Genomic DNA, 26,973 nt, shown 5'->3' on the forward strand with positions numbered 1-26,973 from the left:
CAGGCGCGATTAGACGCCGGATTTAACGCGGGTCCACAGACGGGTCAGCAGACGCTGCTCTGCCGGACCGAACGGGGTCACGGTGTAGAGGTTTTCCAGCGTTGCTTCGTCAGGGTAAATCGCAGTGTCGCCGATCACGTCTTCGATCAGCAGCTCTTGCGACGCTTTGTTACCGTTTGCGTAGTAAACGTAGTTCGACGCATCGGCCATGTTCTGCGCATCCATGATGAAGTTCAGGAATGCATGTGCGCCTTCTGGGTTTGGAGCATCCGCAGGGATCGCCATTTGGTCGAACCACATCAGAGCGCCCTCAGTCGGAGCGTTATACGCAACTTCGACGCCGTTTTCAGCTTCTGCTGCGCGGTCACGTGCTTGCAGAATGTCGCCCGACCAACCGAAGGCCACGCAGATTTCGCCGTTTGCCAGAGCGTTGATGTATTCCGAAGAGTGGAACTTCTGGATGTACGGACGAACCGCCATCAGCACTTCTTCGGCTTTTGCGAGCGAGTCAGCGTCTTTGGCGTCTGGGTCGAGGCCCGCATAGGCGAGAGCAGCCGGAACCATCTCGGTCGGTGCGTCAAGGAAGTGAACGCCACACTCAGCCAGCTTTTCCATGTTGGCTGGGTTGAATACCAGCTCGAGGCTGTTGATCGGTGCGTCGTCGCCCAGAAGCTCAGCCACTTTGCCCGTGTTTACGCCGATACCGGTGGTGCCCCACATGTAGTTGATCGAATAGGCGTTGCCGGGGTCATACTGCGCGGTGCGATCTTTGATCACGTCCCACAGATTGCCAGCGTTCGGCAGTTTCGACATGTCGAGCGGCTGGAACGCGCCAGCTACGATCTGACGCTGAAGGAAGGTACCAGTCGGCACAACGACGTCGTAGCCCGACCCACCAGCCAGCATTTTGGTCTCAAGAACTTCGTTCGAGTCGAACACGTCGTAGATCAAGTCATAGCCGGTTTCGGCTTCGAACTTTTCCAAGAGCGCTTCGTCGATGTAGTCCGACCAGTTATAAACGCGCACCTCTTCTGCCATCGCAGAGCCAGCGACGAGCGCAATTGCAGCCGTCATCGGCAACCAGGTTTTTGTCATATTTCTTTCTCCCGAGTTGGTGGCCCATTCGGACCTTTTTCCCCAATTTGATCAAAAGTAGCCTACATTGCAACCTTTCTGTGTCGCAGGGGGTAAAATCATCCCGCCACGACTGAGGGCAAAAAACAAGCGGGGCTGCGTAAATGTTTTGCTATGCGGACTGTCTCTGGTCAAAAATAAGGCGTTTATTGATCAAAGAAAGAAAGGCCAGTTGATCAGGATGCTTAGCAGTTGGGCAAATCTTGGGGTTCGAGTGAGCTTTGGGTGCACTGCCTAAGGATTAGACCCTGCTTCGGATGACGTCCAAAGACGATTCTACGGCTCAGAGTGGGTCATGTGGGTGTGGAATTTGATCAAACTTGCTTGACGGGGCGGAGCCGTATTTCTATCCTGCCGCAGAACGCAGAAATTGCGTGTAACCATTGCCCTCAACCCCGCGCGCGTTTCGCGCCGAAAGGAGCGCCCTCATGAATATGATCAGCACCCAAACCCCCACAGCAGAGCTTCAGGCGCTCGATTCCGCTCACCACATGCACCCGTTTACCAACGGTGATGTTCTGGCAAAGCGCGGTGCCCGCGTTGTGACCCGCGCCGAAGGCGTGTGGCTGACCGATAGCGAAAACCACCGTATCCTCGACGCGATGTCGGGCCTCTGGTGTGTGAACATCGGCTACGGCCACGACAGCCTTGCCGAAGTTGCGGCAAAGCAGATGCAGGAACTGCCGTATTACAACACCTTTTTCATGACCACGCACGTGCCGGTTATCCAGCTTGCCAATAAGCTCGCTGAAATCGCACCGGGTGATCTGAACCACGTGTTCTTTGCGTCCTCGGGTTCTGAGGCGAATGACACCAACCTGCGTATGGTGCGTGCCTACTGGCAGGCGAAAGGTGAACCTGATCGTCAGGTCGTGATCGGTCGTAAGAACGGCTACCACGGTTCGACCATGGCTGGCATGAGCCTCGGCGGTATGGCTGGCATGCACAAGCAGGGCGGTATCATCCCAGGTATTCACCACATCAACCAGCCAAACTGGTGGACCGAAGGCGGCGACATGTCGCCTGAAGAATTTGGCCTCGCTCGTGCACGCGAACTCGAAGAGGCGATCCTGGAGATCGGTCCGGAAAAGGTCGCGGCCTTTATCGGTGAACCTGTGCAGGGTGCGGGCGGCGTGATCGTTGCGCCTGAAACGTACTGGCCAGAAATCCAGCGTATCGTTGATAAATACGGTATCCTGTTCATCTCTGACGAAGTGATCTGTGGCTTTGGCCGCACGGGTGAATGGTTCGGCTTCCAAGCAATGGGCACCAAGCCTGACATCATCACCACCGCAAAAGGCCTGTCCTCGGGCTATATTCCGATCGCTGCGTCGATCGTGAACGACAAAGTTGCGGAAGCGATTGATAGCGTTGAGTTCAACCACGGCTACACCTACTCGGGTCACCCTGTGGCCTGTGCGGTTGCGCTGGAAAACTTGCGTATCATGGAGGAACTGAACCTCGTTGATTACGTAAAGAACGACATCGCACCGTATCTGGCAGAGAAGTGGCACAGCCTTGGCGATCACCCGTTTGTTGGTGAAACCAAGATCGTTGGCATGATGGCGTCGCTCGCGCTGGTTCCTGAAAAAGGCAGCCGCAAGCCGTTCGAAGCTGCACCGGGCACCGTTGGTTTCATGACCCGCGAATGCTGCTTTGGTAACGACCTGATCATGCGTCACGTTGGTGACCGTATGATCATCGCTCCGCCGTTGATCATCACCCGTGACGAAGTGGACGAGCTGATCGCGCGTGCCCGCAAGTCGCTCGATGAAGCCTATGAAAAAGTGAAGGCCGCAGGTCTGATGAAGTCGGCCTAATGGACTTTCTCACCGCAAATGATCGCGTTGGGGAATACCCCGACAGCTATTATGCGGCGACAGCTACACCCCTTGACGCGTTCCCCGCGGCAAGGGGTGATTTGTCCTGCGATATCTGTGTCATCGGCGGTGGGTTCATGGGCCTATCGACTGCGCTGCATCTGGCAGAGCAGGGCTATCAGGTCACTTTGGTCGAGGCGCAGCGCGTCGGCTTTGGTGCCTCTGGTCGCAACGGTGGTCAGGTCTCTGGCGGTCAACGTCTACATCAGGACGATCTAGAGGAACTCGTGGGCAAAGACTTGGCTCGCAAACTCTGGGGCTTGTCGCAAGAATCCGTCGATGTCTTGCGCGGGCTGGATCAGAAATACGACACAGGCGCTGGCTGGGCCGCAGGTGTGATCGAAGCCGATCACCGCGCGCGCTTCGTGCCTCATACTCATGCCTATGTTGATAAGCTGAACACCGAATACGGCTACGATAAAATCCGCAAATTGGATCGGGATGAACTCTACGATCTTTGTCGTTCGGACGCCTATCATGGTGGCGCGATTGATATGGGCGGCGGTCACATTCATCCGCTGCGCTTTGCGCTTGGCCTTGCGCGGGCGTGCCGCGATTTGGGCGTGACCATCTATGAACAAACCCGCGTCACCCGCGTTGAAGAGGGTGAGCCCGCCGTTGTGCATACCGACGTCGCCACCATCCGCGCCCGCTATGTGGTGATGGGCTGCAATGGCTATCTGGGACGGATGCAAGAGCGCGTCGCGGCCCGCGTCATGCCGATCAATAACTTCATCATCGCGACAGAGCCTTTGGCTGATCCCGAACTGGTGATGAAGGGCAATCATTGCGTGGCTGACAGCAAATACGTGATCAACTACTTCCGCCTGTCAGAGGACAATCGGATGCTTTTTGGCGGCGGGGAAAGCTATGGCTACAAATTCCCGTCCGATATCGAAGGCGTCGTCCGCAAAGCGATGGCGCAGATTTTCCCACAGCTAAACGGTATCCGCGTCGATTACGCGTGGGGCGGGACGCTCGGGATCACGATGAACCGCCTTCCGCATGTGGAGCGGATCACGGGCAATATCCTGTCGCTCTCTGGCTTTTCTGGTCATGGCGTTGCCCTTGCCACATTCGCGGGCAAGGTCGCGGCTGAGGCCATCGCGGGGCAGGCGGAAAAGTTCGACATCATGGCATCTGTGCCGAGCCCACGGTTCCCTGGCGGTGCGGCGCTACGGCATCCCTTGTTGGTGCTCGGGATGCTGTGGTTCGGTCTGAAAGATCGGTTTTGACGGACATCCGCCTCGCAACGCCTGCCGATTTGCCAGCGGTGCAACAGATCGTCGAAACCTCTTATGCGGACTACATCCCACTGATCGGCCGCCGTCCTGCGCCAATGGGCGCCGATTATGCAGCCGCGATTAAGGCGGGGCATTTGTATGTCCTCGGAAATCCCATTGTCGGCTGTTTGGTCATGTTCCCTGATAGGGACGCGATCGAAATCGATATGATCGCGGTTTCGCCAGAGGCCCAAGGGCAGGGGATCGGGCGGAAGCTCCTCGATTTCGCGGTAGATCATGCGCGGTCAACGGGGCAGACAAAGCTGACGCTTTACACCAATGCGAAAATGGCGCGGAACGTGGTTATCTACGAAAAATACGGGTTCACCATCACGCATCGCGCAACGGTCGACGGCTTTGATCGCATTTTTATGGAGATGGTCGTTTAGTCGCGCATCGACAGGCGGATTTGGTTGAACCCCTGTTCAATATCCAAACGAATGGCGTCGCCCACGGCAGGAATATCGCCCGAACGCAGAGCTTCAACCGCGACGGCGTGACGATCGTCGAGCGACGCTGTGCCGAACCGTCCCCGCATGACACGCAAGCTCGGCCCAAGGCGAAGCCAGAGCGCATCCACTAGCGCAATCACCGTTGCCGCTTGAGAGGCCGCGTAAAGCGTGCTGTGGAAACGGTAGTTCTGGATCAGGTAGGTCTGAATATCGCCACGATCAATCGCGCGGTTCAGGTCCTCGTCGATGGCAGCAAGCTGGTTGATCTGTTCAGGCGTGATCTTGGCCGCGGCCCACATGGCGAGTTGTGGTTCCAGCGCCAGACGGGCAAAGGAAATCTCGTCAATTTCAGCACGGTTCAGAACGGGCAGGCCAACGCGACGGTTGTCTTTGAATTCCAGCGCGTGTTCAGAGGTCAGGCGGCGGATCGCCTCGCGCACGGGGGTCATGCCTGCATCCAGTTCGGCCACGAGGCCTTGGATTGTGACGGCCTGACCAGGCTCCATCTCTCCGCAGAGGATCATGTCGCGAAGGCGTCGATACACCGTTTGGTGTGCTGGTTCCTTTGGCATTTCGACGTTCACGTGCGGCACTCCTGCGTCTAATTGGGGCCAATTCTGCCCCACATCAAAGAAATGATCAAATCAGATTGTGTTAGTGAAGCCCGTCTGCACCGAACTTGAGGATTACAGGCACCACCAATTCCTCTTCGTCGGTGAGGTGGCGGTCCATCAGGCGGGTCAATTTCTCAAGCTCCGCATGAAGCGCACCTGCGCCTGTGATCAATTTTGGGCCACGATCAAGGGTCTGCAATGCCCCGTTCGCAACCTCGACAAAGCTGGAGAGAATGCCGTCCATCGCGTGGTGGTCTTTGTCCAGAATGTCAAAGCCACGGGTCACGCGCGGGTCTTTTTTCGACAAGATCGGAAAGTAGTGCTGATCCTCAATCTGGTGGTGGCCATGCAGGTCTTGGACGAACATAGAGCCATAACGCGAAATCGCGGTCGCAAACCGTTTCGGATCACCCTTGTCCATCACATCCTCGGTCGCCGTGGTCATCGCTGACAATAAACGGCGGAAGGTCATGTGACGGTCGAGCCAAAAGCTCACCAGTCCGTGGAAATTCGGATCACTGGCCCAGAGGTCGCGGGGGTATTCGGTGACCAATACGCGCAGCGGATCGGGGAGCCCCTTACGGTCAGTCAGGTCGAGCGAGATCGTCATCAGTAGTCCTTTTCAAAGAAAACACCGACCGAGGTATCGCCAGTGGTTCCGAACCCGCCTTTGGCAGTGAAGTCGCCGCCAAGGTCAAGGTTAAGGTTAATTTCGGTGTCGCCTTGCGATGAAACGGTGACATCGGTGTAGATATTGTCGCTGAGGTATTTGCCCGCCGATAGCGCCGCATTGCCCGCATCATCGGTGGTCACATCCAGATCATCCAAGCCGGACCCCTGACGGATTTTGTCGATCAGACCACCGCCGCTGCGTCCCGTAAGGGTGCCAACGGCTGCGGCCAGTTGCACGGCTTGGAACGCGCTGATGGACGACATGTCACGACCAAAGAGAAGTTGGGACAGAACTTCGTCTTGGGGCAGTTCGGGCGCGGAGGTAAAGCTCACCTCTGGCGCGCTGGCGGGGCCTTCGACGATGACGTTGACGGTCGTGCCGTTCAGGGACTCGGTTGTCGCAACAAAGCGGATTTTGGGGATGAAGTCGCCCTGCATGGTGATCGCGCCATCGGTCAAGGCAAAGCGTTGTTGCAAGATATCGAGCCGCCCACGGATAAGGTCGAACTGGCCCGCTGGAATGATTTGCTGGGTGGTCCCTTGCAGCGCCAGTTTCCCGCCCAGTTCAGCATCCAACCCACGCCCGCGCACAAACAGGCGGGCAGGGGCGTTGATTGTGATGTCGAGGCCATAGGCAGGCCCGCCACCGCCGGCGGTGGTCGCCGTTTTCCCCGTCAGCCCAGCACGTTGCAGCGTCTGGCGCACGTCTGAAGGCGCACCTACATGGGTCACATCAGGCACATCGCCCAAGGACCCAACGGTCGACGACGGCACCTGAATCTCCGCTTGGGCCACGTCAATGGTGCCGCTGATTTGCGCACCCCCCGCAAGCGGTCCATTGATCGCAATCGCCCCCGTCAGGGTGCTTTCATAAAGCGTTGGATCGCGCACAACGATGTTGTTGGCTTCAACGGTCAGAGCTGAATTTAGTCCGCCACCTAGCCCAACACGGCCACGCAACGCCAGCCCGCCACCGAGCGAGGACGCCCCTGTCATATCCACCTGCGCTGATCCATTGGCGAGCGTGATCGTCCCGTCGAGGTCGCGCAGGGATTGGCCCAAGGTCGGCGCTGATAGCTCTGCGCGCGTGATTTGAATTTGCCCCGCGACGGCGTCGAGAGCAGCGGGGCCAGAGACGGTGAGGTTAAACCCTGCGGTGCCCGTCAAACGGCGCGGTTCTAACACGCCATTCAAAAGCGCTAGCGGGGCGGTGCCATTGATCCGCAGGTCGAGGTTCGACCCTGCAATCTGTCCCGCGACAATAGCCGAAAGGCCCGCCGCGCCGTCTGCTTGGGTGTCGATCTGCCACGCGCCATTCTCTGTCAGGGTCGCGGTGCCTTTGGTCGTGAGCGGACCCGAGAAGTCAGGCGCGATAAGGGCAAGATCTGCAAGGCGGAGGTCGAACTTTGCCCCACCTGTAGTGCCGTCGGTCGCGAGGGTCGCTTGGCCCGTGAGGTTTGGGAAGGTCAGCGTGAGTGGATCAACGGTGATCTGCTGGTCATCGCGGCGCAGGCGTGTCGCCAACTGCCCCGCGCCAGCCAAGATCGGGTCAACGCTCGCATTCCCAATCGCCACGTTGCGCGTCGTCGCATTGGCGGTCAGGTCAAACGCTTGGCCGTCCGCTTGGGCTGTGCCGTTGATGGTCACAGACGCGCCGCCCGAAAGGTCGATGCCAACAAGGGCCGCATATTGGCGAAGGTCGGCGACCTCGGCGTTCAGGTCAATCGGGCCTTGGCCTTCAGCAGGCAGGTCCGCGCTGAGGTCGATCCTGTCGCCATCGCGGGTGACGACGGCATCTGCGGTTAGGGTTCCGTCCGTCGCACGAGCGCCGTTGACCGTCACGGACAATGCGCCCGACGCCCCGTCAATCAGACCAGCCGCAGGGGTGTTGAGCGTCGCACGTCCCAACACGCCATCCGCCGTCAGCGCCACGGTGCCGTTCAGGGCCGTGTCTCCTGATTGGAAATCGAGGCCTTCGATCCGCGTGCCCGCCTCATCCCGCACAGCGCGGAGGGTCAGAACACCGTCCCCCGCCAAGAGCGCATCCGCCTGCGGTTGCCCGATAGAGAGGTCGGTGGTGCGTGCGACAACGTCTAAATCGACAGCGGTGCGGAGGGGTTGGACAGTGCCTTTAGCGGTCAGTTCAGCGTCACCCGCAAGGTCGGGCAGACCTGCGAGGGTGGCGAATCGAGACAGGCCTTTGACTACGACGGACAGGTCAGGTGTGATGACGATCTCGTGCCCCGTTGGGTCGATGATGGCCGATAGCTGCGCATCAATCCCTGCGCCTGACAGTGAAAATTCCCGCAAAGTCGTCCGATCATTTGCCACGTAGTCGAGCGACAATGCACCGCTCACCTCATCGCCCATCGCATCGGTCAGCCCTTCATCATCAAGCGAAATACCCGTCGCGCCGTAGGTTAGATCAGCAGTCAATCCGCTACGATCAGGTGCAATCGTCCCACCACCGTTTAGTGTAAGATGCGGAACTGAAATTCCTGTTCGAACAAAGTCTTGCGCGTCGATCTTTGCGTTCCATTGGTCGCCATTTGTGGCATCAAACCCAATGTCCAAAGTCGCGGACCGCAGGTAGGTTTGTGTCCCGCTGATGGGCAACAGAACGGGCGCGCCATCTGCACGACCCATGTCGCCCGTCAGAGCGAAATCATTCGGCCAGCCCGTTTCGTCTAAGTTCGCCGAGCCGTTCAGCCGCAGGCTCTGGGTTTCAATGGTCAGGTCCGAGAGGGCGGTTCCTTGATCGGTTGACCGACCCGCCACTGCGAGCCGCACGTCAGGGCCAAAGAAGTCGCGATACTCTGGCAGGAACAGCGCGGTCACATCGCCGCTGAGGTCAAATTGGAACGTCTTTTCTGTCGTGTCAGGGGCAGTGGTGACAGAGCCAAACCCAACCATGCCGCTCAACCGTGGCTGCCCGTCAGTATCCAGCGCAATTGTGGCCTCATAGGCGTCCAGCGGAGCGGTACCATCGATGCTCAGCGCGACAGAGGGCAACCCCGGTAGATCGAGGAGCCGTGCGGCAATGCCCGCATCCCCTTCGCGCAGGGCGAGGGTCAGGCCCAGAACGCGGCTTTCATTTGAAAAGGACCCCGTGAGGATCAATTCGCCCGTTTGCCCGTCAATCCGTTCCGCCCGTAGGTCGGCGGACCCCGCGCCGCCTGCCAATGCAGCGCTGCCTGTGATGGAGAGCGATATAGGCTCTCCGATCAGATCGGCGCCGAGGCTCAGCGCGCCAACCGACATGTGATCGACGGTCAAGGAGACGGGGAGGTCGGGCAGGGCAAAGGGTGCGCTGCTCGCGCTCGGGTCAATGGTCTGCGCTTCGGTCAGAGGTTTGCGGAGCATCGCGATGCTGTCCGCCGAAAGGTCGCTCACCTCGACCCGCCCCGCCAAAAGCGCTGCGCGGTTCCAGTCTAGCACCAGACCTTGGGCGTCGAGCCAGACACCATCTACGTCCGCAATGGTCAGTCGGTCGATTTTCGCCTGCGAACTCAGTGCCCCTTGGAAGCCATAGATTTGCACCTCGCGACCCGCGCCCGACAGGTTGTTGGTCAGGAAGTCGACGATCAAACCACGGTCGGCCTCTACGGTGTCTTGGGCCGCAGCAGGGATCGGCAGGGCCAGTGTGAGGAGGAAGAGAAATTTCCGCATCAGAACGCCTGCCCAATACCGACATAAAGGTTGATGGATTGCCCCGCACCATCGCCCGAAGTCGGCGTCGCGAGGTCGAGACGAATTGGCCCTATCCCTGTGTTATACCTAAGGCCAAGGCCCGCGCCGCTCTGCCATTCGCCATCTTCAAAGGGAATGGAGTCACCACCGATAAAGCCTGCGTCGACAAATCCGACCATCCCGATGGAGGGTGTCACGTCAATGCGGGTCTCCGCCGAAATCGCGGCAAAGCTGCGCCCGCCTGTGGTTTGGCCGCCTGTTGTATAGCCAAGCGATTTATATCCTTCACCGCGCACGCTATCGCCGCCACCAGAGTAAAATAGGTAGTCAGTCGGCGCTTCGGCGATGGACACGCCCATGACCGATCCCAATTGGCCGCGCAGGGCAAAGGTGACGTTATCGTCGGTGCCCACAGATCGATAAATGCGCCCATCGAAATAGAGCCGTCCTCCTGTTCCCGCATCGCCAAAACCGACAAAGGGCGTGAGGTCCAAGGTCGCGTAATGGCCGTTCTTGGGGTTCAACGTGGAATCCCGCCGATCCACAGTGCCCGCCATGGGAAGCGTCAATAGCGTGTAATCGCGGATACCGTTGGCATCTTCGCTTTGGGCGGTGACAAAGCCGATGCCGCCCTCAATCTCGCGATTGTCGCTGAACAGTCGGGTTACAATCACCGATCCCGTCAGCTGATCGAGTTTGTAATCAGCCTCATCCTCGTGTTCGAGGGTTAAGGTCGCGACAGCTTCGGTATCAATCGAAAAGGGACGCGGGTAGGCGTAGGTCACAGTCGTCCCATAATCGACCCCGCCTGTTTCGCCAGCGATCCCCGATACGATCCCATCGACCCGCAACCGCTGCGCCCCGCCTAGCATGTTGCGGTGCATCCAATAGCCCGACAGGGTGAGACCATCTACAGTCGACATCTCGACCCCGTAGCCCAGACGGCGCGGCAGCTTTTCCGACACTTGCAGTTCAATCGGCATCGCGGTCCCGATCAGCGTTTCCCCTTCGATCACAGCGACAGAGGAAAACGCACCCGTCCGCCGCAACCGATCCGCCAGTTTTTCGGCCTCATCAGGGGAAAACACGGTGCCTTGCTGGTAGCCGACGATCCGCGTGATGGCGTCGGTGCGGACATCTTTGTTGCCAGACACGGTCAGGGGACCAAATGACACTTGCGGACCTGCATCAATGCCGACGGCCACGTTCAATTCGGCCTCGGTATGGCGCGCGGTGATCTGCTGCGATGTCGGGGTGGCCTTTGCGTGTCCCTCCGCCCGCCATGCCGCGACCGCCGCGGCAACTGCCGCCTTTACCTCGCCAGATCGCGCGGTCTGCCCTGTGGTAAATCCATCAGGCAAAACGGTCCCATCCGCCAAAGGCGCAACGCTCACCTGTCCAAAGGTAAACCGCTGGCCTGCGTTCACTTCAATCGTGATCGCGCCGACTGTTTCAGGCGCATCCAGCGGCGCAATCGAGGCGGCCTCTCGGCCATCGATGCGAATAGATACCGTGCCGCCGTAATACCCTTCGGAATACAAACCCGCGATGATCCGCTGATAATCGGCCCGCGCGGCTGCAATCAAATCTTGGGCCAGAGGGGCGTCCTCGGTCGAAAGCACCGTTGCAACCAGCGAGGCTTGCCGCAACACGGGTTCCAGATCCGCGACATCCACCGCGATGGTCAAATCTTGGGCCACGGCCGCTTGCGCAATGATGGCAATGGAAATGCTCGACACGAGTGTTTTGAATGGTCCTGACACGCGTTTTTCTGCCCCTTATCACCCACCCGCTTGGTGAGTTTGCTTAACCCTAACCTATCGCACTGAGAACAGGAATGCACCTCAGGTAGAGCTACGGCGCATCACATTCGGGTCAAGCAAATGGGTCGTCGGGATAACCAACACCGGCAAGATATAGCCCATGAGGAGGGCAAACGGGGCCACAGGCTGCGCGGTCACGTGCATGGAGCGCGGCCTCCACGTCGTCAGGTGTCCATTGCCCTGCGCCAACACGCTCGAGCGTGCCAACAAAAGACCGCACCTGATTGTGAAGGAACGACCGTGCCCGCACGTAAAACCGTATCTCTTGCCCATCTGGACGCGCCAGTTCTTCGACGCGCAATTCATCCAATGTTCGCATCGGGCTATCAGCCTGACAAATCGACGATCGGAATGTCGTAAAATCATGCCGCCCCAAGAGCCTATTCGCCGCCTCTTGCATCGCAGCCGCATCCAAGTGCTGCCGAACCTGCCAAACCAATCCCGCCTCATGCACCAATGGGGCGCGGCGTGTGATGATACGGAACAGATAACGACGTTCATTTGCCGAAAACCGTGCGTGCCAATCGTCTGCAACCTTTTCGGTGCGGACAATCGAAACTGGCAACGGCTTGAGGTGATAGTTCAATGCTTCCATCAATCGAAACGTTGTCCAACCCCGCTCTAGATCAACATGCGCCACCTGATGGGTCGCATGAACGCCCGCATCAGTCCGCCCCGCCGCCGCGATGGTATGGGCGCGCGGTTCCAATTTGGCCAAGGCCGCTTCAATCGCACCTTGCACCGACAATTGCTCTGCTTGCCTTTGCCAGCCGACAAAAGGGGCACCGTGATATTCGATCTGAAACGCGTAACGAGGCATGGCCCCCGATTAGGCCGCGCTGCCCCGAAAATCAATCCCGCGCCCGCTCTGCCTTTGTGCTCAAAATATCCCGGGGGAGGCCGCCGCAGGCGGACGGGGGCAGCGCCCCTACACAGAGCGGTCCCAAATGCTTATCTATGACCTAATAGAGCAGGAGACTGATTTGGTCCTTTCAACACTTGCCGATGGTCTGGCCCGTAGTCTTGAGACGGTCACTGACACTGTAACGGCCCCATTTTCCGATCCCGTGATCCGTTTGGGCGTCACAGGATTAAGCCGTGCAGGCAAGACAGTCTTTATCACCTCCCTCGTGGCGAACCTGATGGATCGGGGGCGGATGCCTCAACTGGTGCCTGCGGCAAACGGTGCGATCCGCTCGGCCTATCTTCAGCCACAGCCCGACGATACGATCCCGCGGTTCCCGTATGAGGATCATCTCGCCAAGCTCACCGCGCCACAACCGAGCTGGCCTGAGGGTACGCGCCGCATTTCCGAATTGCGTCTGTCCTTGCGTGTTCAGCCGACAGGGTTCCTCGCGGGGGTGACGGGGCCACGTACGGTTCATATTGATATTGTGGATTACCCCGGTGAATGGTTGCTCGACCTTGGGCTTCTTGAGAAATCCTATGCGGAATGGTCGCGTGAAACTTTGGCACGGATGGAGGGGCGATCTGTTGCCCAATCCGCGCGCGATGTGATCCACTCGGCAAAGGGCGCAGAGCCGCATGATGAACCAACCGCAGGGGCCTTGGCTGCGAGCTTTACCGCATATCTGAACGCGGCCCGCGAGGAAGGATTTTCGGACCTGTCGCCGGGGCGATTTTTGTTGCCCGGCGATCTGGAAGGATCGCCCGTTCTGACCTTTGCGCCGCTGCCTGAAATCGACAGTGCGCCGCGTGGGTCTCTTTACCGTGAATTTGAGAGAAGGTTCGAAAGTTACAAGAATAAGATCGTAAAGCCATTTTTTAAGGATCATTTTGCAAGAATAGATCGACAAATTGTTTTGGTTGATGTGCTGGGTGCGATCCATAATGGCCCCCGCGCGGTCGAAGATTTGCGCACCGCGATGGCCGATATTCTGGCGGCGTTTCGACCGGGTCGGAATGTGTGGCTGACGCGGCTCTTGGGGGGAAAGCGGGTGGATAAAATCCTCTTTGCCGCGACCAAGGCAGACCACCTCCACCACAGTCAACACGCGAAGCTGACAGCGATCACGCAGGCCCTATTGCGTGAAGCAAAGGATCGGGCGGATTTCGCGGGTGCGCAGACCAATGCAATGTCGATTGCCGCTCTACGCACGACGACCGAGGACAGCGTTCAACACGATGGCGCGACCATTGATGTCGTGCGCGGACGGTTGTTGTCGGATGGGCGGCAAGCCGCGTTTTACCCCGGTGCCTTGCCTGAGGATCCCGCGCATCTCCTCGCGCCAGCCCGTGCGGGCGATGAAAAATGGTTGGATGCCGATTATTCCGTGATGAATTTCGCGCCTGCACCGCTCACCATTCGACCGGGGGATGGTCCGCCACACATCCGTATGGACCGTGTTGCGCAATTTTTGTTGGGGGATCGACTATGACGACCAATGGCCCTGTTTTGATCGATCTCGACACTCCGTCGCCCAGTCCCGCAGAGGCCCCGCCTGTCGATGACTTCGACGCTGGGCGCCCCGTCGCGATGCAACAACTGGCGGCGCTGTCGGTGCGCAAACCTTCGCGACTGGCAAAGTGGTTCTGGTCGCTGCTTGTCTCGTTGATCGGCTTTGTCGTGTCCTTGGCTGCGTGGGATTACGTGAACGCACTCCTCGCTCGGTCACCCATTTTGGGGTTGATCGTCACCGTCTTGGTCGTGGGTTTTGTCGCTGTCATGGCGCTGATCTCTTTGCGGGAACTGGCGGCGTTTGGGCGGCTCAGACGGTTGGATAAGGTCCACAAAGAGGCCCAAGAGGCTATCGCGAGTAATGATTTAGGTTTGGCGCGTAATGTTCTGTCAGATATAAAGAAACTATACAAAAATCGCGCCGATTTAGAGTGGGGTTTGGCCCAACTCTCTGACCGTGAAGCCGAGGTGATGGACGCTGACGGTCTCTTGCAGTTGGCAGAGCAAACGCTCCTGTTGCCGCTTGATGACAGGGCCCGCGCAGAGGTCGAAGCCGCAGCGCGTCAGGTCGCGACGGTTACCGCGATTGTGCCCTTGGCCTTGGCTGATCTGATCACGGCCTTGACTGCAAACCTTCGGATGATCCGTCGCATTGCAGAGATTTACGGTGGCCGCTCTGGCACCTTCGGAAGCTGGCGTTTGACCCGCACGGTGCTGACGCATCTGGTTGCCACGGGGGCCGTTGCGGTGGGTGATGATCTGATCGGAACCGTTGCTGGTGGTGGGGCCTTGGCCAAGGTGTCGCGCCGTTTCGGTGAGGGTGTGATCAACGGTGCATTGACGGCACGGGTCGGTGTGGCCGCGCTAGAGGTGTGCCGCCCGCTGCCGTGGGGCGTGACGTCGAAACCGACAGTGTCGCAAATCGTCAGCCGCGCCTTGGCAGGGCTCTTTGGGCGTCCGAAGGCGGATCAGTAAAAACTCTGCGGGTCGATGTCGATCGACAGGCGGACGTTGTTCGGCACCCGCACCTGCGCCACCCATTGTTGGAGCGCGTTTTGCAGCGGCGCGGTTTTGTCGGCCTTGACCAGTAAGCGCACACGGTGACGGCCACGGATGCGGGCGATCGGGGCAGGTGCAGGGCCAAAGACTTGCGCCCCGATACGGGTCAGCGGGTCCGCCCGCCGCGCCAAGGCATTCCCGAGGTCAAAGGCTTCTTGCATGTCGGGACCGGAGATCACGATGCCAGCCATCCGCCCATAGGGGGGGACGCCCGCCGCCTTGCGCTCTGCGGCTTCGGCTTTCCAGAATTCTTCTTCGTCGCCCGATAGGATCGCGCGGATCACATGGTGTTCGGGCTGATAGGTTTGCAGCAAGGCAATCCCGGGGGTCTCTGCGCGGCCTGCACGCCCCGCAACCTGACGCATCAGTTGGAATGTCCGTTCCGCGGCGCGGAGGTCAGCACCCTGTAGACCTAGATCGGCATCGATCACGCCCACAAGCGTCAATCGCGGGAAGTTGTGCCCCTTCGCCACCAGTTGCGTACCGATGATGATATCGGTTTCGCCGCGCCCGATCTCTTCGATCTTTTCCTTGAGCGCGCGGGCAGAGCCAAAGAGGTCTGACGACAGGACGGCGATTTTCGCGTCGGGGAAAAGCTCGGCCACTTCTTCGGCCATGCGCTCCACACCCGGACCAACGGGGTTCAGTTTGCCTTCGGCCTGACAGTTCGGGCAGACCTCTGGCATGGGTTTGGTTTCGCCGCACTGGTGGCACATGAGCCGTTTGAGGAACCGATGTTCTACCATCCGCGCGTCGCAATGGTCACAGGCGATCTGATGCCCGCAGGTGCGACAAATGGTGAGCGGCGCGTATCCACGGCGGTTAAGAAAGACGAGCGATTGTTGGCCCTTTTCCATACGATCGATGATGGCAGAACGCAGGCTGGGTGAAATCCAACGGCCAGAGGGGACATCCTCTGCCCGCATATCGATGGCTTTCATGTCGGGCAGCACCGCGTCGCCAAACCGCGAGGTTAGCGTGATCCGATCGTATTTCCCCGCCTCAACATTCGCCCAGCTTTCAAGGCTCGGTGTCGCAGAGGCCAGAACCACTTGTGCGTTGTTCAGGGACGCCCGCAGGACGGCCATGTCACGGGCGTTATAAAGGACACCGTCGTCTTGTTTATAGGACGTGTCGTGTTCTTCATCGACGACAATCAGGCCGAGGTCACGATAAGGCAGGTAAAGCGCGGACCGTGCGCCGACGACCAGTTGCGCGTCGCCATTGCCGACCATTTTCCAGCAGCGGCGGCGTTCGGTCATGGTGACGCCCGAATGCCATTCCGCAGGCTTCATCCCGAACCGAGCCTCAACGCGCGTGATGAATTCAGAGGTCAGTGCAATCTCTGGCAATAGCACCAGCGCCTGTCGCCCAATGCGGAGCGCTTCGGCCACGGCTTCAAGGTAGACCTCGGTTTTGCCCGATCCTGTCACGCCCTTCAGCAGCGTCGTGCCATAGGCACCTGAGCGCATTTTCGCCCGCAGGGTTTCGGCGGCGGCGGCTTGGTCGTCGCTCAGGTCTTTGGCCCCGTAATCTGGGTCGAGCCGAGGGTAGGGCAGATCGCGGGGGCTGTCCTCTTCGCTGACCGCGCCTTGTTTGACGAGGCCCTTGATGACGGAGGACGAGGTGCCTGCCATCTCTGCCAGTTCGGACAGGGTAAAGGCCAAGCCGCCATAGTCGCGCAGCACCTCTAACACGCGGGTGCGGGCGTCGGTCATGCGGTCGGGAGCAACGCTGCCTAGGCGGTAAACCTTGCGCATGGAGGGTGCATCGCCCAACCCCGGTGCACGGGTGGCGAGACGCAGCATCGCGGACATGGGGGTCAATGTGTAGGCGCCGACCTTGGTCAGGAACTGACGCATCTCTTCGCGCATGGGCGCAACGTCGAGCACCCGATTGACGGAACGCGCTTTGGACAGGTCGAACCCGCCGATGCCATCACCCCAGATCACGCCTAAAACTTTGCGCGGGCCAAGAGGTACTTCGACGAATGCACCGCGCCAACATCCCCCCTCGGGTGCTTTGTAGTCCAGCAGACGGTCGAGGGGCTGCGCGGTCAGCACAGCTACCAGCTCTCCTTCTGCGTAGAATTCTCTCACGTAAGCGCACTCATTTCAGGGTTTCGGTTTTACCCTACCTGAGGTAAACGCTGACCCGACAAAGGCCAACCCACCCTGTGAGGCAAATCCCATGAAATTTTTTGTAGATACCGCTGACGTGGATGCAATCCGCGAACTTAACGACCTCGGTATGGTTGATGGCGTGACCACCAACCCGTCCCTGATCCTGAAATCGGGCCGTGATATCCTCGAAGTGACGAAGGAAATCGCTGAACTGGTTGACGGTCCTGTATCGGCTGAAGCTGTATCCATGGACTTTGAGACCATGCTGGCCGAAGGCGAGAAACTGGCGAAAATCGCAGACAACATCGCGGTTAAGGTTCCGCTGACTTGGGCTGGTCTGCGCGTTTGTAAAGAACTGTCCTCGCGTGGGATCATGGTTAACGTGACGCTCTGCTTCTCGGTGAACCAAGCGATTCTGGCTGCAAAAGCTGGCGCGACCTTTATCTCGCCGTTCATCGGTCGTCTCGACGATATCAACCTCGACGGCCTGCAGCTGATCGAAGACATCCGCACCGTTTACGACAACTACGGCTATGAAACGCAGATCCTCGCTGCGTCTGTGCGCACCGCGAACCACGTGTCTGAATGTGCGAAAATCGGCGCTGACGTGATGACCGCTCCGCCGGCTGTGATCAAAGCGATGGCGAACCACGTTCTGACCGACAAAGGTCTCGCACAGTTCGAAGCTGACTGGGCAAAGACAGGCCAGAAGATTCTCTAATCTTCACCTTATCCAATCTACATCTAGGGGCGGCCTTATCGGCTGCCCCTATTTGCGTTAAGTGATGCCGCTAACCTGTGGCAAAACCTGCACAATCCGCGGTCACAGTTTTCTGCTGACTTGCGCGGTGGGGCGATTTTTTACACAACCTCTCGCAAAAACCTGTTAGGGTTCGCGCAAAGCAGTATGAGGTCAGTGATGAGCGGTAATCCGGAAATCGATCCGAAAGTGCGGGATTTTATTCTCTCCGATCCTGAGGTCGTTCTCGAAGATACTGATCTAATGCGTGCGCTCGTCTCTGCAAACGAACAGGCGATGGGCGGCAATATCGTCGATTTGCGCGGCATTGCGATGGCTCGGCTTGAGGCGCGTCTGGACCGTCTAGAGGACACCCATCGCAGCGTGATCGCCGCCGCTTATGAAAACCTCGCGGGCACCAATCAAATTCATCGCGCCGTGTTGCGCATGATGGAACCCGTGAAGTTCGATGCCTTCCTTCAGGACCTCGGCACCGAAGTTGCGGAAATTCTGCGCGTCGATTCCATGCGTCTGGTTCTCGAAAGTGGGGCAGAGCAGGCGGATGACGCCGTGCGTAGCCTTGGCGATGTTCTCTCAGTGGTGAAGCCAGGATTTATCGCGGACTACATGACCAAGGGCCGTAATGCCCCGCTGCGTCAGGTGCTTTTGCGTCAGGTGCAGCCAGAGGAAAACAGCCTCTACGGTGACAAAGCGGACTACATTCGGTCCGAGGCTTGTCTGCGTCTCGACTTTGGTCCGGGGCGTTTGCCGGGGATGTTGGCGATGGGGGCAGAGGACCCACATCAGTTTTCACCGCAGCAGGGCACGGACCTCCTTGGGTTCTTTGGCTCTGTCTTTGAACGCGCCATGCGGCGCTGGCTTGAGTGATCTCTCCCGCACTTACTGATGCGCTTGCCCGTTGGCTTGACCATGCGCGGGCGGTGGATGGTGTGGCCGAAAACACGATTAAGGCCTATCAGACTGACGTTCTCGCGTTTCTTGGGTTCTTGCAAAACCACCATGGTGATCAGCAGGGAACGGCGGCGCTGTCGCGGCTAACCATTTCGGACATGCGGTCATGGATGGCGCATGAACGCGGTCGTGGTGTCGCGGCGCGGTCGCTCGCGCGGATGCTTTCGGCGGTCAAATCATTCGTAAAATGGATGGCAGAGCGGGACGGGTTCGACCCCTCAGCGGTCCTCATGACCCGAGCCCCGAAATTCCAGAAAAAGCTACCCCGCCCACTGGCCGAAGACGCTGCCAAAGCGATGATCGACACGGTGGAACTGCAAGCCCGCGAACCTTGGGTCGCAGCCCGAGATGCGGCGGTCGTGACGTTGCTCTATGGCTGTGGTCTGCGGATATCAGAGGCGTTGGGCCTCAAGGGCCGCGACTATCCTTTGCCCAGTGTTCTGCGGATCGTCGGCAAGGGCGGAAAGGAGCGTATCGTGCCCGTGATCGACGCCGCCCGTGATGCGGTGGCTGCCTATGTGCGGGACTGCCCGCATCAGATCGACCCTGACACGCCGCTGTTTCGGGGCGTGCGCGGCGGGCAACTGTCGCCCGTGATGATCCAAAAGGTGATGGCGCAGGCGCGAATGCAGCTGGGCCTGCCTGCCACGGCAACCCCGCATGCGCTGCGCCATTCCTTTGCCACGCATTTGTTGAACGCGGGCGGGGACTTGCGGGCCATTCAGGAATTATTGGGTCACGCTTCGCTCAACACCACGCAGATGTATACGGCTGTCGATACCGCCCGCCTGATGGAAGTCTATCGATCAGCGCACCCCCGCGCAGGTGCGGGATCGCGCGACTGAACCCTTGCCCCTAAGGTTGCTTTCGGTCATTTAGCCCGAATGACACTTTCACACAAAGCCCTCGGCGTTCACCTTCTCACCGCAACTGGCGCAGTTTTTGCGATGCTCGCGATGCTCGCTGCCGTCGATGGCAATTGGAGCTTGATGTTCCTATGGCTGGTCGTCGCGTTCTTTGTGGATGGGATCGATGGGCCGTTGGCGCGGAAATACGATGTCAAAACCAATAGCCCGATCTATGACGGCGTGCTGTTGGACCTGATCATCGATTACCTGACCTACGTCTTTGTGCCCGCCTACGCGCTGTTCAAGCATCCAGAGATGTTACCGGGGTGGACGGGCTGGGTGGCGATCATGGTGATCACATTCACTTCGGCGCTGTATTTCGCGGACACCCGCATGAAAACAAAGGACTATTCGTTCTCTGGTTTCCCAGGGTGCTGGAACATGCTGGTGCTGGTCGTCTTTGCGATCCGCCCTGATTATTGGGTGATCCTCGGCCTCGTCGTCGTGCTGTCGATCGCGATGTTCTTGCCGATCAAATTCGTTCACCCGACGCGCACGGCGCGTTGGCGGCTGGTGACGCTGCCGATGGCACTGGCATGGACAGGGTTTGCAGGATGGGCCGCTTGGGTCGATTTCCATCCCGAAAGCTGGGCGCATTACGGGTTGGTGATCACCTCGGTTTACCTGATCGCAGCAGGCGCCATGCAGCAGGTCGTTTACGGCAAAGACGGTTAAAGCGGTTTTGTCATAAGGCGGTGCGGGATGCCTGCATCGTCAAACTCTGGCCCCTCAGCGGTAAAGCCCAGCTTTTCATAAAACGGAATGGCGCTGACCTGTGCATCAAGGCGGGCTTCGGTGAAGCCTTTGTCGCGGGCGTGATCGAGCAGGACCTCCATCACTCGTTTGCCCAAGCCCGTTCCACGCGCCTCTTTCATCACTGCAACGCGCTGCACCTTGGCGTACCCACGATCAAGCAGGCGTGCGGTCGCCATCGGGACCCCATCCAGACGCGCGAGGAAGTGGGTGCATTGGTCCTCTAGATCATCCAACTCTAGTTCTGGTGGCACGTTCTGTTCACCCACGAAGACGGTGGTGCGAATGTCATAGCAGGCCTGACGGTCTGCGGCTGTGGTGACGATCGTGATCATATGGTTCCCCGTTGTGAAAAGGGCGCCCGAAGGCGCCCCGATCTATCAACCCAGTGCCGCGTCACAGCGTCCGCAGACACCCGCGTGGCTGTGGGTGCCAACGTCTGGAAGGATTTTCCAGCAGCGTTCGCATTTCTCACCGTCCGCCTTTTCAAAGACGACGGCCACGCCCTCAACTTCGCCCATGCGGAAGGCCTCAGCAGGGGCAGGGTCGTTTGTGAGCATAACGCCAGAGGTGATGCAGAGGTCGTCAAACGCAACGGTTTTCAGCGCCTCAAGCACGTCCTTGTCGTCAACGTGGACGACAGGCGCGGCCTCAAGGCTTGCACCGATGACCTTATCGCGGCGCTGGATTTCCAGTGCAGCGGTCACGACGCGGCGCACCTTGCGGATGCCAGCCCATTTCGCGGCCAAGGCTTCGTCTTTCCACTCTGCGGGTGTATCTGGGATATCGACCAGATGCACCGACGCGCCGTCCTCTTTGTGACGTTCAAGCCAGACCTCTTCCATCGTGAAGACGAGGATCGGGGCCAGCCAGGTGGTCAGACGGTTGAACAGGATGTCGAGAACCGTGCGCGAGGCGCGGCGGTTCAGGGTATCGCCATCACAGTAGAGCGCGTCCTTTCGGATGTCGAAGTAGTAGGCCGACAGGTCCACTGTCGCAAAGTTAAAGAGCGCTTGGAATACGCCTTGGAAATCGTACTCGGCATAGCCCTTGCGAACGACTTCATCCAACTCAGCCAGACGATGCAGAACCCAGCGTTCCAGTTCTGGCATGTCTTTCGGATCAACACGGTCGGCTTCGGTGAAGTCGTTGAGCGACCCCAGCATAAAGCGCATGGTGTTGCGCAGACGACGGTAGCTGTCGGCCACGCCCTTGATGATTTTATCGCCGATGCGCAGGTCAGCGGTGTAGTCGGACTGTGCCACCCAAAGACGCAGGATGTCTGCGCCGTATTCGTTGCAAACGTCTTCTGGCGCGACCGTGTTGCCGATGGATTTGGACATCTTCATGCCCTTTTCATCCAGCGTAAAGCCGTGGGTCAGAACGCCCTTATAGGGGGCGCGACCTTTGGTGCCGCAGGCCTGAAGCATGGATGAATGGAACCAACCGCGGTGTTGGTCAGTGCCTTCGAGGTATAGGTCCGCAATGCCGTCTGCGGTGCCGTCTTCGCGGTCACGCAGGACGAATGCGTGGGTCGAACCGGAGTCGAACCAAACGTCGAGCACGTCAAAGACCTGTTCGTAGTCGTCAGGGTTCGCATCGTTGCCGAACACGCGCTCTTTGAAGCCGTCGACATACCAAACGTCGGCGCCACCCACCTCGAACTCCTCAGCGATACGGGCGTTGATCGCCGCGTTGCGCAGGAGGAAATCATCTGCGGTCGGCAGGGTGTCTTTTTTCACAAAGCAGGTCAGCGGAACGCCCCACGCGCGTTGACGCGAGAGAACCCAGTCAGGACGCGCTTCGATCATCGAATAGAGGCGGTTACGGCCCGTTTGTGGGGTCCATTTCACCAGCTGGTCGATCGAGGTCAGCGCACGTTCGCGGATGGTTTTGCCATAGGTGTCCTGACCATCGTTCACGTCCTTATCAATGGCTGCGAACCACTGCGGTGTGTTGCGATAGATGACAGGCGCCTTAGACCGCCACGAGTGCGGGTAGGAGTGCTTCATCTTGGCCTTACCAAACAGCGCACCCGTATAGGCCATCTGTTTGATGTTCGCGACGTTTGCGGGACCCTCTTTGCCATCGGGCAGGATCACATGCATGCCTGCAAAGATCGGCAGGTCAGCGCGGTAAGAGGAATCCTCGGTCACGTTGTAGGTCATCGGCAGGCCGAATTTCAGGCCGAGCTGATAGTCGTCGTCACCGTGCGACGGCGCGGTGTGAACAAAGCCCGTACCAGCCTCTTCGGTCACGTGATCGCCCGGCAGCATCGGAACGTCATAGTCCCATTCGCCGTTGCCGTCCTCAACACCACGATACGGGTGCGCGAGGATCATGCCTTCGAGAGCATCAGCAGCGACATCGCCAACCTTTTCGAACGCAGTGATGCGAACGCCCTGCATCACCGACTCGGCCAGCGAATTGGCAAGCAGAACAACCTCGCCGACGGTTGCGGCAGAGTGTTCGTGAACTTCGGTCACTTTATAGAGGCCGTATTCGATGGTTGGGCCATAAGCGACAGCGCGGTTCTGCGGGATGGTCCACGGGGTGGTGGTCCAAATCACGACTGTAAAGTCGTCGCTCGATACCTTTTCGCCACCCACGACAGGCTTAAACCGCACCCAAACCTGATGGCTGGTGTGGTCGTGGTATTCGACCTCAGCCTCTGCCAGCGCGGTTTTTTCAACAGGCGACCACATCACAGGTTTAGAGCCCTGATAGAGCGTGCCGTTCATCAGGAGCTTCATGAATTCTTCGGCGATAACGCGTTCCGCGTGGAAGTTCATCGTCAGATAGGGATCAGCCCAGTTGCCGGTGATGCCCAGACGTTTGAACTCTTCACGCTGGATGTCGATCCAGCCTTCGGCGAACTTGCGGCATTCCTGACGGAAGTCGACAACGTTCACTTCGTCTTTGTTCTTGCCCTCAGCGCGATATTTTTCTTCGATCTTCCATTCGATCGGCAGGCCGTGACAATCCCAACCCGGAACGTAACGTGCGTCTTTGCCCAGCATCTGCTGCGAACGCACGATAAAGTCCTTGAGGATCTTGTTCAGCGCGTGACCGATGTGCAGGTGGCCGTTCGCATAGGGAGGGCCATCGTGCAGGATGAACGGCGTGCGGTCAGATTTTTCACGAAGGCGATCGTAGATGCCGATCTCAGCCCAACGGGCAAGCCATTCAGGCTCGCGCTGCGGCAGGCCAGCACGCATCGGGAATTCAGTTTCTGGCAGGTTCAGGGTGTCTTTGTAGTCAGGTGTGTCGGCGCACATGGTGGCGTCCTTTTCACGAAAATTCGGTCAGGATGGGTAGGATCGGTGCGAAGTCTCAGACACCTTAGCCCGGCCGCTCTGGTTTCAGAGAGCCGGGTTCGTAATTCGAATAATGATCGGGTTACGTGCCTTCATGGGCGGCTTATAGGACGGGCGGGAATTGGCGTAAAGTCTATGTGGCCACCTGACTAAAATTGCCGCATCTTGTTCTTTGTCAATGAAGGCTCAGAGTGGCTTTGCTAGACTTAACCATGTGGTCGGTTGTGCGTTGGGACTGATCACCGATTGGGGGTTTCCGACGTCGAAAGGACGGGCCATGTCGTTACTGTCGCCCCGTTTCCCGATCTCTGAGCAGGAGGTCGAGTTGGTAGTTCACGAATTCTACGCCGTCGTGCGGACCCATCCCGGATTGGGACCGATCTTTAACAAGCACGTGACGGACTGGACGGCCCATGAGGCCAAGATCGTCAATTTTTGGCGCAACGTGATCTTTTTCGACAAGGTCTACGATGGCAATCCGATGCGTGCGCACATGCATGCGGGCGACGTGCGTCCGCAACATTTCGACGTGTGGCTCGGTCTGTTCGACTCGGTTCTGCGGCGTCACCTGAATGCGCTTCAGGCTGCGGCGTGGTCGGAACTTGCCCATCGCATCGGGCGCGGATTGCGGATCGGCGTTGAGGAACGTCACCGCAATACGGTGAACCCACCGAGTCTCGTTGGTTAAAGCTCTGACACGCGCGCGATGCGCTGATCAAGTAGGAAGTCGGTAATCATACCGCCGATCCAAAATGCGGTCAGTGCGAGCCACGCGGTGCCTGCAAAGATGGATCCCCCCGTCACGCCTGCGCCAATAGCGCAGCCCCCTGCGAGCATCCCGCCAAATCCCATGAGTGCCGCCCCAGTGAGGGACCGCCGCATATTCGCCTCTGATTCAAAACCTTGGAATTTGAACTCTTTGGTGAGGACAGAGGCGACGAACGCTCCGATAAAGACGCCCGGAACGAGGCCCACAGGGAATTCCAGAACGGCGTTTCCACTATCGAGAAGGAACATCAGCGTATTAGCCGATGGGCCTGTGAACGTGGCGCTTTCGATCGGGTAGGGGTCAAAGGCCACGCGGCTCAGCGCAGTTGTCAGCGCCCAGCCCAGCGCCACGGCAAAGCCTACGCCCGCACCAAAGATCAGGCGGCTTGCCCCGATGCGGTTCTTGCGGGCGATGATCAGCGCGAGTACGGCAAGCATCAGGCCAAAGGCCAAACCGCCCCATTCTGCCAGGTGCAGCGCGGATAAAAGGTCCACATTGCGTCCGCCTGAGGTGATCCATTGCGAGGCAATCCAATCACGCGGTGCCTTGAGCCAGCCGCCCATCGTCATCTGCGCCACCACGGCAAAGACCATGCCCGACACCAAACTGCGCAGGTTCCCCGTTGCGGCCAAAACCAGCAAACGTCCCGAACATCCCCGCGCCATGATCATACCGACGCCGAACATCAGACCGCCGACAATTGCGCCTGACCAGCTTCCGGGGATGGCCATGATGCGTGCCTCGGGAATATCGATGTAGCCCAAGAGGCCTGCCGCTTGCACCCAGACGACAGCCGTTGAGAAGGTCAGCAGCCAGACCGCGACCTTGTCCCCCATCTGGCGGCGGGCAAATTCTACCGTCGCAGCGCGGAGGCAAAACCGCGACCGTTGTGCGGCCACGCCAAAGGTGATGCCCGTGATGACCCCCATCAACAGAGCCGTACGGCCTTCACCCAAAGTTTCGACGATGGACAGAAAATCCATATCAGCCTCCCCGCTGCGACGCCTCTTTATACATATGAATGTCTGAATACTGGACTCTGAAATACGAAATCTTTGACCCAGATCAGACAGGGCGGGGCGGTAAAATCACTCGCCATACCCCATAAAAAGGCGTATCGGGCGGGTATGAAACGCATTTTCCCTCTGAATGACGCAGACCAGTTGCCCCTTTGGCGACGCCCGATTGCGTTATTGTTCCTGATGGCGATGGGGATGCCCGTTGCGTTTTCGATCTGGTCGGCGCTGTTGAACAACTTCGTCGTCGAGGTCGCCAACTTCCAAGGCGACGACATCGGCCTCTTGCACACCGTACGCGAAATCCCAGGGTTTCTGGCTATCGGCGTGATTTTGATCCTGATGGTGATGCGCGAACAGGTGCTGGGCCTTTCGGCGCTGTTGCTCTTGGGGGTGTCGACGGCGATGACGGCATGGTTCCCGACCTTGGGTGGCATCCTGATGATCACCACGTTCAGCTCCATCGGGTTCCACTATTTCGAGACCGTGAATCAATCGCTCCAGCTCCAGTGGATCGACAAGTCCAAGGCCCCGCAAACGCTAGGCTGGTTGATGTCTGCGGGATCGGCGGCAACCTTGGTGGCCTATGTACTGGTCGTCATGACTTGGAAGAGCTTTGATCTGTCGTTCAACACGGTCTACCTCATGTCGGGCGGCTTTACTGCGCTGGTCGCGATCTACTGCATCGTTGCCTTCCCACAGTTCGAAGCCCCAAACCCCCAGATCAAGAAATTCATCCTGCGCCGTCGGTATGGCCTTTATTATGCGTTGCAATTCATGGCGGGTGCCCGTCGGCAGATCTTTGTCGTCTTTGCGGGCTTCATGATGGTCGAACGGTTCGGGTTTGAGGTGCATGAGGTCACAAGCCTCTACCTCGTGACCTTGATCGCCAACATGCTGATCGCGCCCGTGCTGGGTAAGGTCGTCCACCTCTGGGGCGAACGCCGTGCTTTGGCCTTTGAATATGTTGGCCTGATCTGCGTGTTCTTGGCCTATGGCGGCGTCTATTGGTTCGGTTGGGGCGTTGCTGTTGCTGCGGCGCTTTACGTTGTGGATCATATCTTCTTTGGCCTCGCGCTCGCGCTGAAAACCTATTTCCAAAAGATCGCCGATCCTGCCGATATTGCACCGACCGCCGCTGTAGCCTTCACGATCAACCATATCGCGGCTGTGTTCCTGCCTGTGCTCTTGGGGCTTTTGTGGCTCTATTCTCCTTTCGCCGTTTTCATCCTTGCGGCCTGCATGGCGTTTGTTTCGCTTTGCCTATCGCTTCTTATCCCGCGTCATCCTATGGCTGGGCATGAGACTGTTTTCACGCGGCCCGTCGCCGCTCCTGCTGAATAAGACGAT

At 58.7% G+C, this 26,973-nt stretch carries 21 protein-coding genes; 11 read left to right on the forward strand and 10 right to left on the reverse strand.

The annotated features are described in order from the left end of the window. Positions 1-9: 9 nt before the first annotated feature. Positions 10-1,095: a polyamine ABC transporter substrate-binding protein gene (locus AC07ED_RS01600; protein ID WP_067546250.1), complete on the reverse strand. Its 1,086-nt coding sequence runs from the start codon at positions 1,093-1,095 to the stop codon at positions 10-12. A gap of 467 nt (positions 1,096-1,562) precedes the next feature. Between AC07ED_RS01600 and AC07ED_RS01605 the strand changes: the two genes are divergently transcribed. The 3 genes from AC07ED_RS01605 to AC07ED_RS01615 are packed head-to-tail and all read left to right on the forward strand — an operon-like array spanning position 1,563 to position 4,686. Then, entirely contained in the window at positions 1,563-2,954 is a 1,392-nt protein-coding gene (locus AC07ED_RS01605; RefSeq protein ID WP_105234672.1) for an aspartate aminotransferase family protein, read from the forward strand. Then, positions 2,954-4,249: an NAD(P)/FAD-dependent oxidoreductase gene (locus AC07ED_RS01610; protein WP_105234673.1), complete on the forward strand. Its 1,296-nt coding sequence runs from the start codon at positions 2,954-2,956 to the stop codon at positions 4,247-4,249. Before AC07ED_RS01605 ends, AC07ED_RS01610 begins: the two co-directional genes overlap by 1 nt. Further along, positions 4,246-4,686, forward strand: a complete 441-nt coding sequence (locus AC07ED_RS01615; RefSeq protein ID WP_105234674.1) for a GNAT family N-acetyltransferase — start codon at positions 4,246-4,248, stop codon at positions 4,684-4,686. The genes AC07ED_RS01610 and AC07ED_RS01615 overlap by 4 nt, the downstream gene beginning before the upstream one ends. Here AC07ED_RS01615 and AC07ED_RS01620 read toward each other — a convergent pair. The 5 genes from AC07ED_RS01620 to truA form a co-directional block, all read right to left on the reverse strand. Further along, complete coding sequence (locus AC07ED_RS01620) at positions 4,683-5,333, reverse strand: GntR family transcriptional regulator (RefSeq protein ID WP_245918125.1); 651 nt, start codon at positions 5,331-5,333, stop codon at positions 4,683-4,685. The genes AC07ED_RS01615 and AC07ED_RS01620 overlap by 4 nt on opposite strands. Positions 5,334-5,403: 70 nt before the next feature. After that, the gene (locus AC07ED_RS01625) at positions 5,404-5,973 is read right to left on the reverse strand and encodes a hemerythrin domain-containing protein (RefSeq protein WP_105234675.1); all 570 of its coding nucleotides are present in this window, start codon (positions 5,971-5,973) and stop codon (positions 5,404-5,406) included. Further along, the gene (locus tag AC07ED_RS01630) at positions 5,973-9,704 is read right to left on the reverse strand and encodes a translocation/assembly module TamB domain-containing protein (RefSeq protein WP_105234676.1); all 3,732 of its coding nucleotides are present in this window, start codon (positions 9,702-9,704) and stop codon (positions 5,973-5,975) included. The genes AC07ED_RS01625 and AC07ED_RS01630 overlap by 1 nt, the downstream gene beginning before the upstream one ends. Next, positions 9,704-11,425 (reverse strand): BamA/TamA family outer membrane protein, encoded by a 1,722-nt coding sequence (locus AC07ED_RS01635; RefSeq protein ID WP_245918126.1) that lies wholly within the window; start codon positions 11,423-11,425, stop codon positions 9,704-9,706. The genes AC07ED_RS01630 and AC07ED_RS01635 overlap by 1 nt, the downstream gene beginning before the upstream one ends. A gap of 175 nt (positions 11,426-11,600) precedes the next feature. Continuing rightward, positions 11,601-12,368, reverse strand: a complete 768-nt coding sequence (truA, locus tag AC07ED_RS01640) for a tRNA pseudouridine(38-40) synthase TruA (protein WP_105234678.1) — start codon at positions 12,366-12,368, stop codon at positions 11,601-11,603. A 163-nt stretch (positions 12,369-12,531) separates the two neighbouring features. Between truA and AC07ED_RS01645 the strand changes: the two genes are divergently transcribed. Continuing rightward, positions 12,532-13,947, forward strand: coding sequence for a YcjX family GTP-binding protein (locus AC07ED_RS01645; RefSeq protein WP_105236318.1), 1,416 nt, complete (start codon positions 12,532-12,534; stop codon positions 13,945-13,947). Continuing rightward, entirely contained in the window at positions 13,944-14,942 is a 999-nt protein-coding gene (locus AC07ED_RS01650; protein ID WP_105234679.1) for a YcjF family protein, read from the forward strand. The genes AC07ED_RS01645 and AC07ED_RS01650 overlap by 4 nt, the downstream gene beginning before the upstream one ends. Here the strand turns inward: AC07ED_RS01650 and AC07ED_RS01655 are convergent. Beyond that, complete coding sequence (locus AC07ED_RS01655; protein WP_105234680.1) at positions 14,936-17,125, reverse strand: primosomal protein N'; 2,190 nt, start codon at positions 17,123-17,125, stop codon at positions 14,936-14,938. The genes AC07ED_RS01650 and AC07ED_RS01655 overlap by 7 nt on opposite strands. Before the next feature lie 91 nt (positions 17,126-17,216). Here AC07ED_RS01655 and fsa point away from each other — a divergent pair, with 91 nt between their 5' ends. The 4 genes from fsa (at position 17,217) to AC07ED_RS01675 (ending at position 20,443) form a co-directional block, all read left to right on the forward strand. Then, positions 17,217-17,870 (forward strand): fructose-6-phosphate aldolase, encoded by a 654-nt coding sequence (gene fsa / locus AC07ED_RS01660; RefSeq protein WP_067546217.1) that lies wholly within the window; start codon positions 17,217-17,219, stop codon positions 17,868-17,870. A gap of 198 nt (positions 17,871-18,068) precedes the next feature. Then, positions 18,069-18,776: a DUF484 family protein gene (locus AC07ED_RS01665; RefSeq protein WP_105234681.1), complete on the forward strand. Its 708-nt coding sequence runs from the start codon at positions 18,069-18,071 to the stop codon at positions 18,774-18,776. Then, positions 18,773-19,705, forward strand: coding sequence for a tyrosine recombinase XerC (locus tag AC07ED_RS01670; protein ID WP_105234682.1), 933 nt, complete (start codon positions 18,773-18,775; stop codon positions 19,703-19,705). The genes AC07ED_RS01665 and AC07ED_RS01670 overlap by 4 nt, the downstream gene beginning before the upstream one ends. A 39-nt stretch (positions 19,706-19,744) precedes the next feature. Further along, complete coding sequence (locus AC07ED_RS01675; protein WP_105234683.1) at positions 19,745-20,443, forward strand: CDP-alcohol phosphatidyltransferase family protein; 699 nt, start codon at positions 19,745-19,747, stop codon at positions 20,441-20,443. On the opposite strand, the gene AC07ED_RS01680 is transcribed toward AC07ED_RS01675, so the two are convergent. Continuing rightward, entirely contained in the window at positions 20,440-20,856 is a 417-nt protein-coding gene (locus AC07ED_RS01680) for a GNAT family N-acetyltransferase (protein WP_105234684.1), read from the reverse strand. The genes AC07ED_RS01675 and AC07ED_RS01680 overlap by 4 nt on opposite strands. A gap of 45 nt (positions 20,857-20,901) precedes the next feature. Further along, positions 20,902-23,799 carry an isoleucine--tRNA ligase gene (gene ileS / locus AC07ED_RS01685; RefSeq protein WP_105234685.1) on the reverse strand — a complete coding sequence of 966 codons (2,898 nt, stop codon included), beginning with the start codon at positions 23,797-23,799 and terminating at the stop codon, positions 20,902-20,904. A 316-nt stretch (positions 23,800-24,115) separates the two neighbouring features. Between ileS and AC07ED_RS01690 the strand changes: the two genes are divergently transcribed. Next, entirely contained in the window at positions 24,116-24,526 is a 411-nt protein-coding gene (locus AC07ED_RS01690; protein ID WP_105234686.1) for a group III truncated hemoglobin, read from the forward strand. Here AC07ED_RS01690 and AC07ED_RS01695 read toward each other — a convergent pair. After that, on the reverse strand, positions 24,523-25,590 hold the full coding sequence (locus AC07ED_RS01695; protein ID WP_105234687.1) for a YeeE/YedE family protein: 1,068 nt from the start codon (positions 25,588-25,590) through the stop codon (positions 24,523-24,525). The genes AC07ED_RS01690 and AC07ED_RS01695 overlap by 4 nt on opposite strands. A gap of 144 nt (positions 25,591-25,734) precedes the next feature. Between AC07ED_RS01695 and AC07ED_RS01700 the strand changes: the two genes are divergently transcribed. Further along, positions 25,735-26,967, forward strand: coding sequence for an MFS transporter (locus tag AC07ED_RS01700; protein ID WP_105234688.1), 1,233 nt, complete (start codon positions 25,735-25,737; stop codon positions 26,965-26,967). Positions 26,968-26,973 lie beyond the last annotated feature (6 nt).

It is taken from the genome of Aestuarium zhoushanense (assembly GCF_056431045.1).

Coding starts and splice junctions, on each gene's coding strand:
- fsa (WP_067546217.1), top strand. CDS start 17,217: ATGAAATTTTTTGTAGATACCGCTGACGTGGATGCAATCCGCGAACTT.
- AC07ED_RS01605 (WP_105234672.1), top strand. CDS start 1,563: ATGAATATGATCAGCACCCAAACCCCCACAGCAGAGCTTCAGGCGCTC.
- ileS (WP_105234685.1), bottom strand. CDS start 23,799: ATGTGCGCCGACACACCTGACTACAAAGACACCCTGAACCTGCCAGAA.
- AC07ED_RS01675 (WP_105234683.1), top strand. CDS start 19,745: ATGACACTTTCACACAAAGCCCTCGGCGTTCACCTTCTCACCGCAACT.
- AC07ED_RS01610 (WP_105234673.1), top strand. CDS start 2,954: ATGGACTTTCTCACCGCAAATGATCGCGTTGGGGAATACCCCGACAGC.
- AC07ED_RS01630 (WP_105234676.1), bottom strand. CDS start 9,704: ATGCGGAAATTTCTCTTCCTCCTCACACTGGCCCTGCCGATCCCTGCT.
- AC07ED_RS01680 (WP_105234684.1), bottom strand. CDS start 20,856: ATGATCACGATCGTCACCACAGCCGCAGACCGTCAGGCCTGCTATGAC.
- AC07ED_RS01695 (WP_105234687.1), bottom strand. CDS start 25,590: ATGGATTTTCTGTCCATCGTCGAAACTTTGGGTGAAGGCCGTACGGCT.
- AC07ED_RS01650 (WP_105234679.1), top strand. CDS start 13,944: ATGACGACCAATGGCCCTGTTTTGATCGATCTCGACACTCCGTCGCCC.
- AC07ED_RS01600 (WP_067546250.1), bottom strand. CDS start 1,095: ATGACAAAAACCTGGTTGCCGATGACGGCTGCAATTGCGCTCGTCGCT.
- AC07ED_RS01665 (WP_105234681.1), top strand. CDS start 18,069: ATGAGCGGTAATCCGGAAATCGATCCGAAAGTGCGGGATTTTATTCTC.
- truA (WP_105234678.1), bottom strand. CDS start 12,368: ATGCCTCGTTACGCGTTTCAGATCGAATATCACGGTGCCCCTTTTGTC.
- AC07ED_RS01700 (WP_105234688.1), top strand. CDS start 25,735: ATGAAACGCATTTTCCCTCTGAATGACGCAGACCAGTTGCCCCTTTGG.
- AC07ED_RS01625 (WP_105234675.1), bottom strand. CDS start 5,973: ATGACGATCTCGCTCGACCTGACTGACCGTAAGGGGCTCCCCGATCCG.
- AC07ED_RS01690 (WP_105234686.1), top strand. CDS start 24,116: ATGTCGTTACTGTCGCCCCGTTTCCCGATCTCTGAGCAGGAGGTCGAG.